Origin of the sequence: Vibrio hibernica (assembly GCF_015223435.1) — a bacterium.
GTDB classification, from domain to species: Bacteria; Pseudomonadota; Gammaproteobacteria; order Enterobacterales; family Vibrionaceae; genus Vibrio; species Vibrio hibernica.
In genome coordinates this window covers 24,487-45,114 of record NZ_VHKO01000007.1, presented here as the reverse complement: position 1 = coordinate 45,114, position 20,628 = coordinate 24,487, and the positions used below count along the sequence as shown (strand labels likewise).

Below are 20,628 nucleotides of genomic sequence, written 5' to 3'. Positions count from 1 at the left end.
AAGCTGGGTACAGCAAAACTGATTAACTGAATTTTTTGGAGAATGTTCTAATGGGTAGAATCATTGGTATTGATTTAGGTACAACTAACTCATGTGTTGCAGTATTAGACGGCGACAAACCACGCGTAATTGAAAATGCAGAAGGCGAACGCACAACTGCATCGGTAGTGGCTTATACAGATGGCGAAACATTAGTAGGTCAGCCTGCAAAACGTCAAGCGGTCACTAACCCTGAAAATACATTATTTGCTATCAAGCGTTTGATCGGTCGTCGCTTTGAAGACGAAGAAGTTCAGCGTGATATCGAAATTATGCCTTATAAAATTATCAAGGCAGACAATGGCGATGCATGGGTTGAAGCGAAAGGCCAAAAAATGGCTGCTCCTCAAGTATCAGCTGAAATCTTGAAAAAAATGAAAAAAACCGCTGAAGATTTTCTTGGTGAAGAAGTAACAGCTGCTGTTATTACGGTTCCTGCTTACTTTAACGATGCGCAACGTCAAGCTACAAAAGATGCTGGTCGTATCGCAGGCCTTGAAGTTAAGCGTATTATCAACGAACCAACTGCTGCTGCACTTGCTTACGGTCTTGATAAAAAAGGTGGCGATCGCACTATCGCTGTTTATGACCTTGGTGGTGGTACGTTTGATATCTCTATCATCGAAATTGATGAAGTTGAAGGTGAGAAAACATTCGAAGTTCTTTCTACCAATGGTGATACACACTTAGGTGGTGAAGATTTTGATACACGTCTAATCAACTACTTAGTATCTGAATTCAAAAACGAGCAAGGCATTGATCTGAAAAAAGATCCTCTAGCAATGCAACGTGTGAAAGAAGCGGCAGAAAAAGCGAAGATTGAATTATCTTCAGCTCAACAAACCGACGTAAACCTTCCATATGTAACAGCAGATGCAACAGGTCCTAAGCATATGAACGTTAAAGTAACACGTTCTAAATTAGAATCTTTAGTTGAAGACTTGGTACAACGTTCTCTTGAACCACTTAAAGTGGCGCTTGCTGATGCTGATTTAAGCGTAAGTGATATCACTGACGTTATTCTAGTGGGTGGTCAAACACGTATGCCACTAGTTCAGAAGAAGGTAACGGAATTCTTTGGTAAAGAACCACGTAAAGATGTAAACCCTGATGAAGCAGTCGCGGTAGGCGCAGCGGTTCAAGCTGGTGTTCTTTCTGGTGATGTAAAAGATGTGCTTTTACTTGATGTTACTCCTCTATCTTTCGGTATCGAAACGATGGGTGGTGTAATGACTAAGCTGATTGAGAAAAACACGACGATTCCTACTAAGGCAAATCAAGTGTTCTCAACAGCAGAAGACAATCAGAGCGCAGTGACCATTCACGTATTACAAGGTGAGCGTAAACAAGCTTCTTACAATAAATCTCTAGGTCAATTTAACCTAGAAGGCATTAATGCTGCGCCACGCGGTATGCCTCAAATCGAAGTAACATTCGATTTGGATGCAGATGGTATCTTGAACGTATCTGCAAAAGATAAAGCGACAGGTAAAGAGCAAAAAATCACGATTCAAGCGAATGGTGGTTTGAGTGACGAAGAAATCGAAAAAATGGTTCAAGAAGCTGAAGCTAATAAAGAAGAAGACAAAAAATTCGAAGAGTTAGTCACTACGCGTAACCAGGCGGATCAAATGATCCATGGTACTCGTAAACAAATGACAGAAGCGGGTGATGCACTTCCTGATGAAGATAAAGCGAATATCGAAAAAGCGATTGGCGAGCTAGAGCGCGTTAAATCTGGTGACGATAAAGCGGCTATCGATGAAAAAGTTCAAGCGTTAGCGGCTGCTGCGCAAAAACTAATGGAAATGGCTCAACAGCAAGCTCAAGCTTCACAAGGCGGCGAAGGTAGTTCAAAACCTGAAGACGACGTAGTGGATGCTGAATTTGAAGAAGTAAAAGACGAAGACAAAAAATAATCCGTAGGATTAAGTCGAGTCTGTAAAGTGAGCAATTAATCGCTTACTGATATCAGAATAAACTGCGGGCGTTAGAGGTTTCTCTCTCGCCCGCGTTTTTCGATAAAATACTAAACAATAAATAGGAAGCTTAGAGCTTCTATATATTGAGTTTTTTATAGTATGGATAATGTTAATTTGTCTCTCTTGATAAAAGTCAAACCTAGCTCGATGCTTTGAGTAAAAAAAGCGATCAGCTACAGTCGGTTTTTATCTAGACAGATAAATACATCGCTAATGCTTACCTGTGTCATTAGCTTTAAGAAAAATTGGTGAATCAAGCATGTCAAAACGTGATCTTTATGAAGTACTAGGCGTTAGTCGTGATGCGGCTGAACGTGATATTAAAAAGGCGTATAAACGTCTAGCAATGAAGTTCCATCCTGATAGAAATCAGGAAGCGGATGCTGTTGAAAAATTTAAAGAAGTAAAAGAAGCGCATGAAATTTTAACTGACGCACAGAAAAGACAAGCCTACGACCAATATGGTCATGCAGCCTTTGAACAAGGTGGCATGGGCGGTGGAGCTGGCGGCTTTAGTGGCGGCGGCGGCGGTGGTTTTGAAGATATGTTCGGCGATGTTTTCGGCGATATTTTCGGTGGCGGAGGCCGTCGTGGCGGTGGTCAACGTGCGCAACGCGGCTCTGATCTTCGTTACAATATGGAATTATCTTTAGAAGATGCAGTGCGTGGTTGTGAAAAAGAAATACGTATTCCAACATTAGCAGAATGCGAAGTGTGCGATGGTAGTGGAGCAAAGGCCGGTTCGACGTCTCAAACTTGTGGAACTTGTCATGGTCATGGCCAAGTACAGATGCGCCAAGGTTTCTTTGCCGTACAACAAGCTTGTCCTACTTGTCATGGTAAAGGTAAGATCATTAAAGATCCTTGTGGTTCTTGTCATGGTGAAGGCCGTAAACAAAAAAATAAAACGCTTAATGTTAAAATTCCCGCTGGTGTTGATACCGGTGACCGCATTCGCTTAACTGGCGAAGGTGAAGCGGGAGAACGTGGTGCTCCTGCTGGTGATTTATATGTTGAAGTGCATCTACGTCAGCATCATATTTTTGATCGTGATGGCAGTAATTTACATTGCGAAGTACCAGTAAGTTTTACACTTGCAGCGTTAGGTGGTGAAGTCGAAGTACCAACATTAAATGGTCGCTTTAAACTGAAAGTACCTGCTGAAATGCAAACTGGACGTATGTTCCGTATGCGTGGAAAAGGTGTTAAGTCGGTACGCGGTGGTGCAGTCGGTGATTTGATCTGTAAGCTTGTAGTCGAAACGCCAGTAAAACTAAGTTCTCATCAAAAAGACTTACTACGTGATTTAGAAGAATCCTTTGGTGGCGATGCGGGTCAAAAGCATAAGCCAAAATCGGAAGGTTTTTTTAATGGTGTGAAAAAATTCTTTGATGATTTAACTGGTTAACTTCAGTTTAACAAATAGAATGTAAAGCCTTCCACTGGGAAGGCTTTTTGCTTTTTTGGGGACGGTACATTTAGTCTTACCGTGGTTAATGCCTTAATAAGACGAATAAGGTATGATTGCGCTCAGATCGAAGACATTTTTTGTGAGTAAGTAATGCGAATATTTACTTTAGTTTTAATAGCCTTATTAGGCTTACTTCAATATGACCTGTTTTTTGGAAAAAATGGGGTGGCAGATTATAACGCTGTTCACTCGGATATTGTTGTTCAAGAACAAGTTAACGTTAGTTTAAAAAAGCGTAATGATTTGATGTTTGCTGAAATTGATGATTTGCGTCAAGGACTTGATGCAATTGAAGAAAGAGCGAGGCATGAGCTTGGTTTGATTAAAAATGGCGAAACTTTTTATCGAATTATGGGGGATGATACTGATGATAATTCCACCTTCAATTCTGATGATGGTTAATCGAGTTTATTTATGACCTCTTCATTATCTCATCATATGCAAGATCGTTGTTTTGCTGCTGTTGTTCCCGCCGCAGGTGTGGGTAAACGTATGCTAGCTAATCATCCTAAGCAGTATTTAATGTTGCACGGAAAAACAATATTAGAGCATACGATTGAACGTTTATTATCTCATCCTCTTATTGATTTAGTCATTGTCGCCATCAGTGATGATGACGAATATTTCCCAGCTTTATCTCTAGCTAGTCGACAAGATGTTATACGAGTGAGTGGCGGTAAAGAGAGAGTTGACTCGGTGCTGTCTGGCTTGGAGTATCTAAGCTTGCACTACGCAACAAAATACCCTTGGGTGCTTGTACATGACGCAGCTCGTCCTTGTGTTACTCATCACGACATCAGTCAATTAGTTGCAGCATGTTGCCCTGCATTATCGAAAGTTTCGAGCGTATGCGGTGGGATTTTAGCATCGCCTGTTCGCGATACCATGAAGAAAGCACAAGCTAATATTGATGACTTTAGTCACGAAGTTCGTATTAATACGACCGTAGACCGAAATCAGTTATGGCATGCATTAACACCGCAGATGTTTCCTCTTCATGAGCTTAAACAGGCTCTGTCTTACGGTTTGCTAAATGGTATTACACTAACAGATGAAGCATCCGCAATGGAGGCTATTGGTCAATCTCCATTATTAGTAACAGGCCGTGCTGATAACATAAAAGTAACACAACCTGAGGATTTGGCTTTAGCTGAATTTTTCTTATATAAGCAAATGAATGATTTGGATTTAGAAAAATCAATAGATCCAAGTGGCAATAATAAGGGCTTTTTATGATACGTATTGGACATGGTTTTGATGTGCATAAATTTGGCGGTGATGGCCCTGTGATTATTGGTGGTGTAGCGGTGCCTTATGAACAAGGTTTAATTGCACATTCTGATGGTGATGTTGCATTGCATGCACTTACGGATGCCTTATTAGGTGCCATTGCAGCGGGTGATATTGGTAAGCATTTCCCTGATACCGATGATAAGTGGAAAGGGGCCAATAGCCGAGATTTATTACGAGAGGTTTATTGTTTTGTGAAGCAAAAAGGTTACGTAATTGGCAATGCCGATGTCACGATTATCGCCCAAGCGCCTAAAATGTTGCCCTATATTGAATCGATGCGAGCCGCTATTGCGGCGGATTTAGAAACGAATATCGATAATATTAATGTTAAAGCGACGACAACTGAAAAACTTGGCTTTACAGGGCGAAAAGAAGGCATTGCTTGTGAAGCCGTGGTTTTGATTCATCGCTCTGAATCTAAGTAATACACATCCATCCATATAATACGACTAAGAATATTATGACAGACATTTTAGCCTCATTGGCTTATCAATTAAGTAAACCCATAGCCGATGCTAAAGTCAAAGCTCAAGCATGTGATTTTCAAGTTATGGAAGATTTAGGGTTTGATTTTTCTGGCAACGGCGAACACTTAATGGTGAAAATTCGCAAGCAAGGTGAAAATACCAGTTATGTCGCCAATGAGTTAGCCAAAGCTTGTGGAGTTCCGTCTAGCCATGTTGGTTGGGCCGGATTAAAAGATCGCCATGCGATAACGGAACAATGGTTAAGTGTACAAGGTGGTAAAAAAGACGATTTTAATATTGCCCAATTTGAAGCGGAACATCCCACCATACAAATTTTAGAGACGGCTTATCATCATAAAAAATTGCGCCCAGGTGATTTGATTGGTAATCAATTTGTGATCTGCTTAACTGAGGTATCGAATATTGATGATGTCTGTCAGCGACTTGAAAAAATAAAATTATCAGGCGTGCCTAATTACTATGGCGCTCAACGCTTTGGTCAAGACGGGAATAATTTAGATGAAGCACGTCGATGGGGACGTGAGAATGTACGCACCCGAAATCAAAATAAACGTAGCCTTTATCTTTCAACAGCACGCTCTTGGATTTTTAATCAAGTGGTTTCTCACCGGATTGAAACTCAACTATTCTCACAATTGCTTAATGGCGATATTGTGATCAATTCTCAAGGCGATCATCGCGTGGTTGATGAAACTAATCTTGCTGAATTACAAGTGCAGCTTGAAAATGAAACGCTGCAATTGTCCGCACCATTAGCGGGCGACAATGCACTACCAACTCGCAATGATGCCCAGCAATTAGAACAACCATTTTTAGATGCAGAGCCAGATCTTATGAAATTGATCTGTGGCAATCGCATGCGTCATGATCGCCGTCCCGTCGCTTTGTATGCACAAAACCTAGTTTGGTCAACAGAAGCTCAGACCGTCACGCTGTCATTCGGTTTGCCCGCTGGTTGCTTTGCTACGTCTATCTTACGCGAGCTTATCAACGAAATCGCATTTGAGCGAACTTACGATTAAATTGGCTACAAGGTAAAGGATTTAAAATGAAAATATTGCTTAGTAACGATGATGGCGTTCATGCTCAAGGTATCAATGCGCTGGCAAAACAGTTATCTGATATTGGTGAGGTGATTATTGTTGCACCGGATAGAAATCGTTCAGGAGCTTCTAATTCATTAACCTTAGAAAACCCATTACGCGTTAATCAAATTCGCCCTAATGTATATTCAGTGCAAGGAACGCCAACGGATTGTGTGCATTTTGCTTTAAATGAATTAATGAAAGATGATCTGCCAGACTTATTGGTATCGGGTATTAATCATGGGGCCAACCTTGGCGATGATGTGTTGTATTCTGGGACGGTAGCGGCAGCAATGGAAGGGCATTTTCTAGGTGTGCAAGCCATTGCAATTTCTTTGGTGGGCAATACACATTTTGACACCGCAGCCCAAATAGCTAAAGATTTAGTACTACAGCATATCCAGCAACCTATTCCTGATCAGCAGTTGATTAACGTTAATGTGCCTAATCTTGCATTAGAAGAGCTATCAGGTACTCGAATTACTCGTCTTGGTGCTCGCCATCACGCTGAAGATATGATTAAACAGTTGGATCCCCGTGGTCAAGAAGTCTATTGGCTTGGGCCTCCCGGTAAAGAGGCAGATTGCGGAGAAGGAACCGATTTCTATGCGATAGAGAAAGGTGAAGTGTCTATCACACCATTGAGAGTCGATCTTACCGCACACAAGGCCATCAATAATATGAAGGACTGGTTGAAGTAGCCTGCTTGATTGAAATGAGTATTTTATAACCTAATAGAGAGTATATACAGGCAATAATGAATAATATTAAAGCCAATCAATTAGTAACGTTTTTAATTGATAATGGAATTACTGATCCTAATATTTTAGAAGTGATGCGTATTGTGCCAAGGGAGAATTTCTTACCCGAGGCGATGCGCCATCAAGCTTATGATAATAATGCACTTCCTATCGGTGCTGGCCAAACCATCTCTCAGCCTTATATTGTTGCTAAAATGACTCAGTTACTTGAGCTTAAGCCACATAGTCGTGTACTTGAAATCGGGACTGGATCAGGCTATCAGACGGCGGTATTGTCCAAGCTGGTGGATCATGTTTACTCCGTCGAACGGATCAAGTCTTTACAGTGGAATGCCAAGAGGTTACTGAAACAACTTGATATCTATAATATATCCACGAAACATGCCGATGGTTGGCAAGGTTGGGCAGCAAAAGGACCGTATGACGCCATTATCGTGACCGCGGCGGCTAGCCATCTTCCGGCCGCGCTAATAGACCAACTCGCAGACGGTGGTCGTTTAATCATTCCAATAGGTGATGAACATCAAGATTTAATAAAAATAGAAAAACGGCAAGGTGAGTGTATTTCTACTTTGGTAGAAGCCGTTAGATTCGTCCCTTTAATCTCTGGGGAATTGGCATAAATTGAATAGGATTTTGGTGTTGCATTGGGTTAAATATAGTGTCACGACTATCGTCTTACTTGCATTTTTAGCAGGTTGTGCACTACCAGGAAATAAAGATAGCCGAGGTAGCTTTAAAGGTAGCTACTATGAAGTTCAAAAGGGTGACAGTGTTTATTTTATCTCTTACTTATCAGATAAAGATGTTAATGACATTATTCGTTATAACCACTTGAAGCCCCCTTATACCATCCAGCCAGGACAAAAACTCAATCTATGGCGATCTGTCTATGTTGCCCCCCGATTTGATGGAACAGGTGCTGGTGATAGTCAAATTAGTGCCTCACCTACGACTAAAGTCGTGCGTAAAGATACCTCCAAGCCTGTTGTGGAATCAAAATCAGGAGAGTATGTTGATAGCTCAAGTAAACCAAATGTTAATCAATCTGTTACTCCATCAACACAGAATAATGAAAAAGTAGATAGATGGGTTTGGCCAACCAGAGGACGAGTAATTGCTAAGTTTGCTTTAGGCGATCAAGGGAATAAAGGACTCGATATTGCTGGTCAGCGAGGACAAGATGTATCAGCAACGGCTGCTGGAGTGGTGGTATATGCAGGTAATGCTCTTCGAGGTTACGGAAACCTTATTATTATAAAACATAATGAAGAATATCTAAGTGCCTATGCACATAATGATCGCTTGCTAATAACGGAAGGTCAAAGTGTAAAAGTTGGCCAGAAAATTGCTTCAATGGGAAGTACGGGTACCAATAGTGTTCGGTTACATTTTGAAATTAGATACAAGGGTAAGCCAGTTAATCCAAATAACTACTTACCATAAATGACATATTAGGTTGTTATGTCTTGCTAACTTTATTCGCCAGGGGAGGCGCTTATGAGTATCAGCAATGCAGTCGCTAAAATGAATGACATCGATGACAATGAATTTGATGTTGAAGCAGTAGAAGCTCAAACACGAAAAGATAATAAAAAAGAAGAGTATGAAGTCTCGACGAAAAGTCTTGATGCTACTCAGATTTATCTAAGTGAAATTGGTTTCTCTCCACTCCTTACCGCAGAAGAAGAAGTGTTATATTCACGCCGAGCGCTTCGAGGTGACGCTGCTGCTCGTAAACGTATGATCGAAAGTAACCTGCGATTAGTGGTTAAGATTTCTCGTCGTTATAATAGTCGAGGGCTAGCATTGCTTGATTTGATTGAAGAAGGCAACCTTGGTCTTATTCGTGCTGTCGAAAAATTTGATCCAGAAAGAGGTTTTCGCTTTTCAACTTATGCGACTTGGTGGATCAGACAAACCATTGAACGCGCATTAATGAATCAAACTCGCACTATTCGATTACCGATTCATGTGGTGAAAGAATTAAATATTTATTTACGTACCGCTCGTGAATTAGCACAAAAATTGGATCATGAACCAACGGCTGAGGAAATCGCGAAAAAACTGGATAAACCCGTGGAAGATGTCAGTAAAATGCTGCGTCTGAATGAGCGTATTAGCTCGGTTGATACTCCTATTGGTGGTGATGGCGAGAAAGCTTTATTAGATATTATTCCTGATATTCATAACTCTGATCCAGAAGTGTCGACTCAAGATGATGATATTCGTAATTCACTTATGAATTGGTTAGATGAGTTGAATCCAAAACAAAAAGAAGTATTAGCTCGCCGTTTTGGGCTCCTAGGTTATGAACCATCCACTTTAGAGGAAGTGGGGCGTGAAATTAGCTTAACTCGTGAACGTGTGCGTCAAATTCAAGTTGAAGGCTTACGTCGCTTAAGAGAGATACTCGTCAAACAAGGTTTGAATATGGAGTCATTGTTCGACGTTGAAAATAATTAATTTTAAGCTGAAAATTCCAAATAATTAAAAATTAGAAACAAAAAAAGGAAGCCTTATTATGGCTTCCTTTTTTATTTCTAGTCACAGTTATGACAATGCTTTGAGTCGATATAATGCTTCTAAGGCTTCACGTGGGCTCATGTCATCAGGGTTTAGTTGGGCTAGTGCTTGATCCAACTCACTCGGATCAGGGAGCAAACTGAGTTGTTGTTCCACTACCATCGGTTTTATTCCATGACTGTGTAGAACGGCTTTTTGTTGACCGAGTGACTCTAGCTGCTTGAGTTTATTTTTAGCTTGAGTGATCACCTGCTTTGGGACACCCGCTAAACTGGCTACCGCTAAACCATATGATTTACTCGCGGCGCCTTCTTGTACTGCATGCATGAAAGCGATAGTGTCGCCATGCTCAATGGCATCAAGATGTACATTGGCAAGGTTATCTATTTGGTTGGGTAGTTCGGTAAGCTCAAAATAGTGCGTGGCAAATAAGGTTAAAGCGCCGATTTTGGTCGCCAACCAATGTGCACTTGCCCATGCTAATGACAAGCCATCATAAGTACTAGTGCCACGGCCAATTTCATCCATTAGCACTAAACTGTTTTTAGTCGCATTGTGTAAAATATTCGCCGTTTCTGTCATCTCGACCATAAAGGTAGACCGCCCAGATGCAAGGTCATCCTGTGCCCCAATGCGCGTGAATATTCGATCAATCGATCCTATCGTAGCTGATTCTGCTGGAACATAACTCCCTATATGAGCGAGCAATGCAATCAAAGCCGTTTGGCGCATATAAGTGGATTTACCCCCCATATTTGGCCCGGTAATAATCAACATTTGGCGCATTGGGTTTAGCTCAATTGGGTTGGCAATAAAAGGTTCACTTAATACCTGTTCAACGACTGGGTGACGACCTGCCGTGATGCTTAGGCCTGCTGTTTTAGTTATGGTTGGGCGACAATAATTGAGTGTGTCGGCCCGTTCCGCTAAGTTTTGCAATACATCTAATTGAGATAACGCCGACGCTAGATTTTGCATTGCTTCAAGATCGGGCATCAATAAATCAAATAACTCTTCCCATAATCGTTTCTCTAGAGCTAACGCCTTAGATTTAGAATTAAGTACTTTATCTTCGTGCTCTTTTAATTCAGGAATAATGTAACGTTCAGCATTTTTTAATGTTTGGCGACGAACGTAGTGCGGTGGGGCTAAATGACTTTGGCCTCGGCTAATTTGAATAAAGAATCCGTGCACATTGTTGTAGCCAACTTTTAAGCTTTCAATGCCATGTCGTTCTTTTTCATCCGCTTCCATTTTATCTAAATAATCTTTTGCACCATCTGCAAGGTGTCTTAGTTCATCAAGTTCGGCGCTATAACCTGCTTCTAAAACGCCCCCATCACGGATCACAACGGGTGGGTTTTCTTTCATTGCTCGCTCAAGTAATTCACAAATGGAATCCATAGGCTGAGTTAACGTGGTTAGTTCTTGTAGGTATTCATGTTGAAAGCTGCCAGATATTGTTGAGAGTTCAGGGAGTTGTTGCATGGCATTACGTAGACGTGCGAGATCTCTTGGTCTGGCGGATCGAAGTGCGAGACGAGCCAGAATTCGTTCAATATCACCAATGCCTTTTAATACTGGATGCAAATCAGAAAAATAGGTGTTTTGTTTTAATTCGTTAATGGCATCAAGACGTTGATTCAGTGTTTGGCTATTACGCACAGGTTGATGCAACCAGCGCTTAAACATACGGCTGCCCATTGGCGTCGCGGTGTGATCAAGCACTTCGGCCAAGGTATTATCGCTTCCGCCAGCTAAATTTTGGGTGATCTCTAAATTACGGCGTGTAGCGGCATCTAAGATCACGGAATCATCTTGGCGATCTAACGTTAATGAACGAATGTGCGGTAAGGCGGTGCGTTGCGTATCTTTGACATATTGAATCAAACAGCCCGCGGCACATAAGCCGAACTTGGCATTTTCTACTCCAAAACCAACTAAATCACGCGTGCCAAATTGCAAGTTGAGTTGCTGCTTAGCGGTATCGAGTTCAAACTCCCAAACTGGGCGACGGCGTTGTCCTTTGATTTTTTCAAGTAATGCGATGCTGGAAAAATCTTCTGGGTAGAGTAATTCTTTCGGTGAGGTTCTTTGTAACTCGGCTTGCATGGCTTCAAAGCTTTGCGGTTCACATAACTGGAAGCGGCCTGATGTCATATCTAGAGTGGCGTAGCCAAATTTATCGTTTTGTTGATAAATAGCCGCAACTAAATTATCGATCCGTTCAGGCAATAAAGCTTCATCGGTGACGGTGCCAGGCGTGACAATACGGACTACTTTTCGATCAACTGGCCCTTTGCTGGTGGCCGGATCGCCAACCTGTTCACAAATGGCGACTGATTCACCTAGCTGTACTAATTTGGCTAAGTAGCCTTCAACCGCATGATAAGGTACGCCAGCCATGGGGATTGGCTCGCCCGCAGAAGCGCCACGTTTGGTCAATGAGATGTCTAATAACTGAGAAGCGCGTTTGGCATCGCTATAGAATAATTCATAAAAATCACCCATACGATAGAACAGCAAAATATCAGGATTTTCCGCTTTTAAACGTAAATATTGCTGCATCATTGGAGTATGAGTTTCTGTTTTTGCCACGCTATCACCCAGTCTTTCGATTAAAATATCAAGTATTCTGCCATGATATTTTTCATGACTTTAGAAAGCAATTGGAAAGGCAAGATTAAAGGGATTAATTTGATAGAAGCATAAATGTGCCTGGTATGAAAAATGACTCAAGCCAATCGGTTTGAGTCATTTATGTGGAGTGTTATTTTTAAGCTCAATAGCTAGCTTGTTATTGGTTCAGATTTACGTGCATTCAGGGTCACGATGATAACCACAACCAATAAACAGGCTAGACGATAGATATCATCAGTAAATAAAATACCGAGGGCTAACACTAGTAAGGAAATACGTTCAATAAAGCCCAGAGGATTCAGCAATCGCCCTTCGATACCACCGGCAAAGGCAAATATTAAGCCAAGAGTCGCAATAATACCGATGAAGAAATGCCCCAGATCGCCATCAATCCAAATTAAGCCAGAAAATGCCATCATCGCCGGAATAATGAAAAATCCCTGAGCGAGTTTAAACGCTTGAACGGCTGATTTCATTGGCGATGCACCTGCAATACCGGCACCCGCAAAGGCGGCTAATGCGATAGGTGGGGTAACATTGGACGTTTGTGATAGCCAAAAGACGATCATATGGGCGGTTAATAAGCCCATACCAAAATCATTCAATGCTGGAACTGCCATGACTGAAAGTACAATATAGGCAGCGGTGACTGGTAGCCCCATCCCTAAAATAACGGCAGCAATCGCGATCAATCCCAGAGCTGACCACAGATAACCACCTGACAAGGCAATTAAAAATTGGGTGAACTGTAACCCAATTCCTGTTTGACCCACAACGCCAACCACTATACCCGCCGTCGCACAAGCAATGGAAATAGGTACTGCTGAAATTGCCCCTTCTTTCATACCTTTCAATAAAATAGGAAAGGTAATCCGACTATGTTTACGCATCATAGCCGCGACTAAAATTGCGGCACAACCCGCGATACCAACCAATACCGGTGAATAACTCATGAGCAATAAACTGGTGATGAAAATAAGTGGAACTAAAAAGTGCCAACCCTGTTTCATTACAATGCCAATCTTTTCTGTCACCGTCATGCCTTGTAAACCCAACTTACAAGCCATTAAGTGAACATAGAGTAAAGTGCTGGCAAAATATAAAATAGCAGGCGCAATCGAAACCAATAAAATATCGCTGTATGGAATACCTGTAAATTGGGCCATAACAAATGCACCCGCGCCCATGACCGGAGGCATAATTTGTCCACCCGTTGAGGCAGCAGCTTCGATACCAGCCGCTTGCTCTGGTTTATAGCCGAGTTTCTTCATCATTGGAATGGTGAGTGCACCAGTGGTTACTGTATTGGCAATGGCGGAACCTGAAATAGATCCTAACGCTGCTGAGGCTAATACACTCGCTTTGGCTGGACCACCACGGTATTTACCCGCGACCGCAAAGGCTGCATCAATAAAAAACTGACCCGCCCCCGTCACTTGTAAAAAAGCACCAAATAATACGAAAATGAAAACAACGCCAGCCGCAATGGCTAATGGTGCGCCAAAAACACCATTGGTGGAGAAAATATGAAAACGAATCACTTCTTCAAGCGAAAAGCCTTTGCTGGCTACGCCTGAAGGTAAAACATCGCCAAAGAAAGCATAAAGTAGAAATAGCCCTGCGATTAATACCATCACAAAGCCAACTGTGCGTCTGGTGGCTTCAAGTAAGGCTAAGATCAAAATCACGCCAGCTATTTGATCAACGGATTGTAAACCATCAAGTAAGAAACTGATGTCATCATAGTCAAATATCGTGATTTGGTAGGTTGCCCAGCAAGTCATGATTATGAGTAAAATATCCACCAAGCGCGCTAATACATACAGTCTGGCTGAGTGGCTATCTGATTTGACTAATGGATTGAGCAAGAAGGCTATTGCGAGAATCCAAGCAAGGTGGATAGGACGAAATACAGGTGCTGATAATGTAGGTTGCAATCCTTGCCATACTTGAAAGGTTGAAAGTGCGATGGCAGCAATAGTAGCAATGAACACTAAAGTATCGGTCAACGATTGACTTAATGAGCGAGGTTTTGTCATTTCAAACTCCATATGAAAAAACCAGAATAGGAATAATGAATACGTTCAACTTATCGAGGTTTAAAAGCCTATCGCTAAGTTGAACATAGGTGTAGTTATGCAGATATAGCCTATTTTTTCATGTGCTCATCGAGGTATTTTTGCGAACCAGGATGCAAAGGAATACCCGATAATTTATTCATATTCTCAAGCGTTGTGAGTTTAGTTACCCCGACCACTTGACGAATTTTAGCAATATTATCAAAGGCTACTTTCGTCATTTGGTAAGCCATATCTTCGCTCATATTTTTATTTACCACTAACACATTCCATACCGCTGGAGTAGTAAATGCAGGAACATTTTTGTAGGTTTCAGCAGGGGCATCAAGCGCTTGATAAGATGGATTAGCTTTCATTACTTTTGCCATTTCATCGGCGCTGAATGATAAAATACGGATCTTGCGAGTTAACGCTAATTCAGTGATCGCGCCCACGCCTAAGCTTCCAACGATGACACCAGCATCAATTTGACCATTAGCGAGAGCATCGGTGGTTGCTGTGTAGTTTAAGGATTGAGGTTTTATATCTTTTTCCGTTACGCCAAGAGTATTGAGAATATTAACGGCGCTGACGCGAGTACCAGAACCCGGCGCGCCTAATGAAATACGCTTTCCTTTTAAATCTGCAATTGAATGAACATTAGAATCAGCAGGAACCATAAATTGAACCGCATTTGGATAAAGGGCAAATAAAACTGACACATCCATTTTTCTCGGGAAAGGCTTGATTCCCTGATTAGCTTGTAGAACGACGTTGCCTTGCGCAATACCAACTAGTTGCTTGCCTGTTGCTACCTTAATCGTATTTTCGACGGATGCGGCGGTCACTTCTGCGCGCATATCGAAGTCATCAATGTTTTCACTCCAGATTTTAGCTAAAATGCCACCAAGAGGATAATAAGTACCACTTTGGCTACCGGTTCCAATAGTGTAACTTTCAGCGAGCACAGGTAATGATACTGCGAGAGATAAAGCGATTAAGACTTTTTGAGCTATTCGTTTCATACAATCATGTCCTTATTTTTATTTACGAGTAAGGTTTAACAGAAAAGAGTATAGATAGTTGAATTGTTATTGGGGTGTTAATGTCTCAGTACTGTGATTGTTAACCTTAAATAAAAAATAAAAAATAAAAAATAAAAAATAAAAAATAAAAGCTAAGGTGGTTCACAAAATCAATCTAGAGTCGCTAATGTTGAGTAAATCAATGTTGGGTCACTTTGTGGTTATCTATCAATATGGATAAAATGCTGATTGGCAATTAAAAGGAAAAAGAGATGACATTGGCTGAGTTGCATGTATTGAGCAAGAGAATAGGTATTAAATTAAAACAGCAGTCTCAAGTGTTGGTAACGGCAGAATCGTGTACTGGAGGTGGAATATCGTATGCTATAACAGAAGTGTCAGGTAGTTCCGAGTGGTTTGATAGAGGCTTTGTCACGTATAGCAATGATGCGAAAATGAATATGCTAGGCGTTAAGCTTGAAACACTTGAGCAATATGGCGCAGTTAGCGAACAAACCGTGCAAGAAATGGCCACAGGCGCTTTACTGCATTCAAACGGAACGTCTTCAATTGCCGTCAGCGGTATTGCCGGACCAAATGGTGGGACGGACGATAAACCGGTTGGAACGGTTTGTTTTGCATGGGCGAATGAATCGAAAGAAATCAAGTTTGAAACGATACTCTTTAATGGCGATAGAGAGGAGATTCGTATCCAAGCTTGCTCTTATGCGTTAGAAAAACTGGAAGATATTTTAGATTCGTGAGCGGATAAGAAAAAAAAGCCATACAGCTATAGACACTGTATGAATCAACAGTATAATGGGCGCATCAAAAAATATGTTAATGCCCTAATCGGTGGAGAAAGAAATGGACGAGAATAAACAAAAAGCACTCGCAGCGGCGCTTGGCCAAATAGAAAAACAATTTGGTAAAGGCTCAATTATGAAATTGGGTGATAACCGCACCATGGATGTCGAAACTATTTCTACTGGCTCTTTAGCTTTAGATATTGCTCTGGGCGCTGGTGGTTTACCAATGGGACGTATTGTTGAAGTTTACGGACCTGAAAGTTCAGGTAAAACAACGCTGACTCTTGAATTAATTGCTGCCGCTCAACGTGTTGGTAAAACGTGTGCTTTTATCGATGCTGAGCATGCGCTTGATCCAATCTATGCTCAAAAGCTTGGTGTTAACATTAATGATCTTCTTGTTTCTCAGCCTGATACGGGTGAGCAAGCACTTGAAATTTGTGATGCATTAGCTCGTTCTGGCGCAGTTGATGTTTTAGTTATTGACTCAGTTGCAGCATTAACACCAAAAGCTGAGATTGAAGGCGAAATGGGCGATAGCCACATGGGTCTGCAAGCGCGTATGCTTTCTCAAGCGATGCGTAAGCTGACGGGTAACCTAAAACAATCTAACTGTATGGCAGTCTTCATTAACCAAATCCGTATGAAAATTGGTGTCATGTTTGGTTCACCTGAAACGACTACAGGTGGTAATGCACTTAAATTCTACGCCTCTGTCCGTTTGGATATTCGTCGTACTGGTGCGATTAAAGATGGCGATGAAGTCGTTGGTAATGAAACCCGTATTAAAGTGGTTAAAAACAAAATCGCAGCGCCATTTAAGCAAGCTGAAACACAGATTTTATATGGTAAAGGCTTTAACCGTGAGGGTGAATTAGTCGATCTAGGCGTTAAGAATAAGCTTGTTGAAAAAGCGGGTGCTTGGTACAGCTACAAAGGTGATAAAATTGGTCAGGGTAAAGCCAACTCATGTAATTACTTGCGCGAGCATCCGGAAATCGCACTTGAAATTGATACTAAATTACGTGAAATGCTATTGTCTCCGGTTGTGGCAGAAGAGGCTCCAGCAGAAAAAATTGAAGCTAACGAAGAAGCTTAATTAAAATTTAGAACTACTGCGTTAAGCCCTGTTAATTCAGGGCTTTTGTGTATAAAGGATTCTAATAAATAGGAAAAATTTATATGTTTCGCTCTAAGCCGAAATTATCGGCCAAAGAAATTGCCGTTCAGTTATTAAGCCGCCGTGATCATGGTGAGTTTGAATTGAAGCAAAAACTCAAAATGAAGGAGTTTGACTCGAAAGATATTGAAGAAGCTATTGTTTATTGTCAGTCAAATGGCTGGATGGATGATTTACGCTATGCCAAAAGCCAAGTGCGCCAACATGTGTATAAAGGTCATGGGGAAAGGCGAATTCGCCAAGCCCTCAATCTTAAACAAGTGCCAGACGATATTATTGATCAAGCATTAGAAGATGAAGCTCAAGATTGGTTTGAATTGGCTAAAGAAACGGCGGATAAAAAATTCAAAGGAATAAAAGCGATCGATCAAAAGGCTTACGCTAAGCAAATACGGTTTTTACAGTACCGTGGTTATACCTTTGAACAAATTAGCTACGCATTATCTGAATGTAAATAAATTACCAATTCCCCCCTAATAGCAGCTATTCAATATTACTCATCTTGTTTTACTAAACTCCCTCCATCCTTTACAATATCGACAAATTTTTATCTCGAATATTTCCGGAAGAATTGCATGCCTAATAATAAGAAAATGAGCACTGATGAGGTTCGCCACGCGTTCCTATCGTTCTTTGAAAAGAAAGGACACCAAATCGTTGAAAGTTCATCATTAGTTCCTACTAATGACCCAACATTATTATTTACTAATGCGGGGATGAATCAGTTTAAAGATTGTTTTCTTGGCGCTGAAAAACGCAGCTATGTCCGAGCAACGACCGCTCAACGTTGTGTCCGCGCTGGTGGTAAACACAACGATTTAGAAAATGTTGGTTTTACTGCTCGTCATCATACGTTCTTTGAAATGCTAGGTAATTTCAGCTTTGGTGATTATTTCAAAAATGATGCAATTGCATTTGCTTGGGAATTCTTGACTGAAGTATTGCAACTTCCGAAAGAAAAGTTATTAGTGACAGTTTATGAAACCGATGATGAAGCATTCGATATCTGGAATAAAGACATTGGTATTCCTGCTGATCGCATCGTCCGTATTGGTGACAAAAAAGGCGGTAAAGCTTATGAGTCGGATAACTTCTGGCAAATGGGCGATACGGGTCCTTGTGGCCCTTGTTCTGAAATTTTTTATGATCACGGTGAGCATATTTGGGGTGGCCGTCCGGGAACACCTGAAGAAGATGGTGATCGTTTTATCGAGATTTGGAATAACGTATTCATGCAGTTTAACCGTCATGCGGACGGAACCATGGAGCCATTACCTAAACCATCAGTCGATACTGGGATGGGAATTGAACGTATTGCCGCCATTATGCAAGGCGTCCATTCAAACTATGAAATCGATGTATTCCAAACCTTAATCAAAGCTGCTGCTGAGATCATTGGTACTGATGATCTCGATAATCAATCTCTACGAGTTGTGGCAGACCATATCCGTTCATGTGCATTTCTTATTGTTGATGGTGTCATGCCATCTAATGAAGGACGAGGCTATGTTTTACGTCGTATTATCCGTCGTGCCGTTCGCCATGGTAATAAATTGGGTGCACAAGGGGCATTCTTTTATAAACTAGTCACGGCATTAGCTGCTGTGATGGGAACAGCTGGGGAAGAACTTAAAAAGCAGCAACCTGTTGTTGAAAAAGTGTTGCGAATTGAAGAAGAAAACTTTGCCCGAACACTGGATCGTGGCATGGCGATTTTAAATGAAGCGATTGATGCATTAAATGGAACGACAGAGCTTGATGGAGAAACCGTATTTAAACTCTATGACACTTACGGCTTCCCTGCGGATCTGACCAATGATGTTGCGCGTGAACGTAATGTGACTATCGATGAGGCTGGTTTTGAAATCGCGATGGAAGCCCAGCGTCAACGTGCTCGCGAAGCCGGTCAGTTTGGTACCGATTATAATAAAGCAATAAAAGCAGAATCGAATAGTGAGTTTTGTGGTTATAGCGATGTCACTGGATCGTCGGTTATCACCGAGATTTTTGTTGAAGGTGAAGCAGCTGAGAATATTAGCGCTGGGATTGATGCTATTGTTATTTTAGCTCAAACACCATTTTACGCAGAATCAGGTGGTCAATGTGGTGATGCTGGCGTGATCACAACTGGTTCAGGTGTGTTTGAAGTGAATGATACTCATAAACTGGGTAATGCGATTGCACACTACGGCAAATTAACCGAGGGTGTGATGGCGAAAGGTGATGAGGTTCAAGCGCAAGTTAACGCACTTCGCCGTAATGCGATCACATTAAATCACTCAGCAACGCATTTATTACACGCAGCCCTTCGTCAGGTGCTTGGTGAACATGTGACGCAGAAGGGGTCTTTAGTTCGTGCTGAAAGTCTTCGTTTTGACTTTTCACATTTAGAAGCGGTAACTCCTGATGAATTACGTGAAGTAGAACGTTTAGTTAACCAACAAGTTCGCCGAAATCATTCAGTTGAAACCAATGTAATGGATATCGACTCCGCTAAACAAAAAGGTGCAATGGCATTATTTGGTGAAAAGTACGACGATCAAGTTCGTGTGCTTTCAATGGGTGATTTTTCGACTGAGTTATGTGGTGGAATCCATGCTTCTAATACCGGTGATATCGGTTTGTTTAAAGTGATATCTGAAAATGGTATTGCAGCGGGTATTCGTCGTATTGAAGCGGTGACTGGTGAAGCGGCGCTTGATGCAATAGATAATCAGCAATCACAATATGAACAAAAATTAGTTGATGGCGCTGCAAAAGCGAAGCTGTTAGAAAAAGAAATTCAACAACTAAAAGATAAGCTAGCATCACAGGCTGGCGCGAGCTTAATTAGCCAAATAAAAGAAATTTCTGGGGTTAACGTTCTGATTAGTCAACTCGATGGTGCCGATAATAAAGCATTACGAGGAATGGTTGATGAACTGAAAAATCAAGTGGGCAGTTGCGTTATTTTATTAGGTAATATTTCTGATGATAAAGTTGGCCTAATCGCCGGTGTGACTAAAGATCTTATCGGCAAAGTAAAAGCGGGCGAACTCGTGAATTTTGTCGCTCAGCAGGTCGGTGGTAAAGGCGGTGGTCGCCCAGATATGGCGCAAGCAGGTGGAACAGATACACAAGCACTTCCACAGGCATTAACGGCAGCTGAAACTTGGATCAATGAAAAGCTATCATAAAGATAGTGAGTGTGTAAGGTAGTCTAGCTTTAATTAAACGGCACTGAATTTAGTGCCGTTTTTTGTATGGGCCTTATGTGATCGGGTAGACATAAA

Annotated in this window: 17 protein-coding genes; 14 read left to right on the top strand and 3 right to left on the bottom strand. The window is 41.5% G+C overall.

Annotated features, from left to right (window positions below; translation table 11 throughout):
• Positions 1–50: 50 nt before the first annotated feature.
• The 10 genes from dnaK to rpoS all read left to right on the top strand — a co-directional run bounded on the left by dnaK (position 51) and on the right by rpoS (position 9,585).
• A complete protein-coding gene (gene dnaK, locus FH976_RS04950; RefSeq protein WP_194089801.1) occupies positions 51–1,958 on the top strand; it encodes a molecular chaperone DnaK in 1,908 nt (635 codons plus the stop codon).
• Between the two features lie 322 nt (positions 1,959–2,280).
• Positions 2,281–3,429: a molecular chaperone DnaJ gene (gene dnaJ, locus FH976_RS04945; protein WP_194089800.1), complete on the top strand. Its 1,149-nt coding sequence runs from the start codon at positions 2,281–2,283 to the stop codon at positions 3,427–3,429.
• A gap of 153 nt (positions 3,430–3,582) precedes the next feature.
• On the top strand, positions 3,583–3,894 hold the full coding sequence (ftsB, locus tag FH976_RS04940) for a cell division protein FtsB (protein ID WP_194089799.1): 312 nt from the start codon (positions 3,583–3,585) through the stop codon (positions 3,892–3,894).
• A 12-nt stretch (positions 3,895–3,906) separates the two neighbouring features.
• The gene (ispD, locus tag FH976_RS04935) at positions 3,907–4,728 is read left to right on the top strand and encodes a 2-C-methyl-D-erythritol 4-phosphate cytidylyltransferase (RefSeq protein WP_194089798.1); all 822 of its coding nucleotides are present in this window, start codon (positions 3,907–3,909) and stop codon (positions 4,726–4,728) included.
• A complete protein-coding gene (ispF, locus tag FH976_RS04930; protein WP_194089797.1) occupies positions 4,725–5,210 on the top strand; it encodes a 2-C-methyl-D-erythritol 2,4-cyclodiphosphate synthase in 486 nt (161 codons plus the stop codon). Before ispD ends, ispF begins: the two co-directional genes overlap by 4 nt.
• A 35-nt stretch (positions 5,211–5,245) precedes the next feature.
• The gene (gene truD / locus FH976_RS04925; RefSeq protein ID WP_194089796.1) at positions 5,246–6,295 is read left to right on the top strand and encodes a tRNA pseudouridine(13) synthase TruD; all 1,050 of its coding nucleotides are present in this window, start codon (positions 5,246–5,248) and stop codon (positions 6,293–6,295) included.
• A 26-nt stretch (positions 6,296–6,321) separates the two neighbouring features.
• Positions 6,322–7,059 carry a 5'/3'-nucleotidase SurE gene (gene surE / locus FH976_RS04920; protein ID WP_194089795.1) on the top strand — a complete coding sequence of 246 codons (738 nt, stop codon included), beginning with the start codon at positions 6,322–6,324 and terminating at the stop codon, positions 7,057–7,059.
• 56 nt (positions 7,060–7,115) lie between these two features.
• Positions 7,116–7,742, top strand: coding sequence for a protein-L-isoaspartate(D-aspartate) O-methyltransferase (locus FH976_RS04915; RefSeq protein ID WP_194089794.1), 627 nt, complete (start codon positions 7,116–7,118; stop codon positions 7,740–7,742).
• 13 nt (positions 7,743–7,755) lie between these two features.
• Positions 7,756–8,565 (top strand): peptidoglycan DD-metalloendopeptidase family protein, encoded by an 810-nt coding sequence (locus tag FH976_RS04910; RefSeq protein WP_194950313.1) that lies wholly within the window; start codon positions 7,756–7,758, stop codon positions 8,563–8,565.
• A gap of 81 nt (positions 8,566–8,646) precedes the next feature.
• Positions 8,647–9,585, top strand: a complete 939-nt coding sequence (rpoS, locus tag FH976_RS04905) for an RNA polymerase sigma factor RpoS (protein WP_407701628.1) — start codon at positions 8,647–8,649, stop codon at positions 9,583–9,585.
• Positions 9,586–9,672: 87 nt separating this feature from the next.
• Here rpoS and mutS read toward each other — a convergent pair whose 3' ends face one another.
• The 3 genes from mutS to FH976_RS04890 all read right to left on the bottom strand — a co-directional run bounded on the left by mutS (position 9,673) and on the right by FH976_RS04890 (position 15,367).
• Positions 9,673–12,216, bottom strand: coding sequence for a DNA mismatch repair protein MutS (gene mutS / locus FH976_RS04900; protein WP_194089867.1), 2,544 nt, complete (start codon positions 12,214–12,216; stop codon positions 9,673–9,675).
• Positions 12,217–12,434: 218 nt separating this feature from the next.
• Complete coding sequence (locus FH976_RS04895) at positions 12,435–14,324, bottom strand: TRAP transporter permease (RefSeq protein ID WP_194089791.1); 1,890 nt, start codon at positions 14,322–14,324, stop codon at positions 12,435–12,437.
• 110 nt (positions 14,325–14,434) lie between these two features.
• Entirely contained in the window at positions 14,435–15,367 is a 933-nt protein-coding gene (locus FH976_RS04890) for a TAXI family TRAP transporter solute-binding subunit (RefSeq protein ID WP_194089790.1), read from the bottom strand.
• A 278-nt stretch (positions 15,368–15,645) separates the two neighbouring features.
• Between FH976_RS04890 and FH976_RS04885 the strand changes: the two genes are divergently transcribed.
• The 4 genes from FH976_RS04885 to alaS all read left to right on the top strand — a co-directional run bounded on the left by FH976_RS04885 (position 15,646) and on the right by alaS (position 20,532).
• Positions 15,646–16,131 carry a CinA family protein gene (locus tag FH976_RS04885; protein ID WP_194089866.1) on the top strand — a complete coding sequence of 162 codons (486 nt, stop codon included), beginning with the start codon at positions 15,646–15,648 and terminating at the stop codon, positions 16,129–16,131.
• Positions 16,132–16,234: 103 nt separating this feature from the next.
• Positions 16,235–17,275: a recombinase RecA gene (recA, locus tag FH976_RS04880; RefSeq protein ID WP_194089789.1), complete on the top strand. Its 1,041-nt coding sequence runs from the start codon at positions 16,235–16,237 to the stop codon at positions 17,273–17,275.
• 77 nt (positions 17,276–17,352) lie between these two features.
• A complete protein-coding gene (recX, locus tag FH976_RS04875) occupies positions 17,353–17,814 on the top strand; it encodes a recombination regulator RecX (protein WP_407701627.1) in 462 nt (153 codons plus the stop codon).
• A gap of 135 nt (positions 17,815–17,949) precedes the next feature.
• Positions 17,950–20,532: an alanine--tRNA ligase gene (alaS, locus tag FH976_RS04870; RefSeq protein ID WP_194089865.1), complete on the top strand. Its 2,583-nt coding sequence runs from the start codon at positions 17,950–17,952 to the stop codon at positions 20,530–20,532.
• Positions 20,533–20,628: the final 96 nt, after the last annotated feature.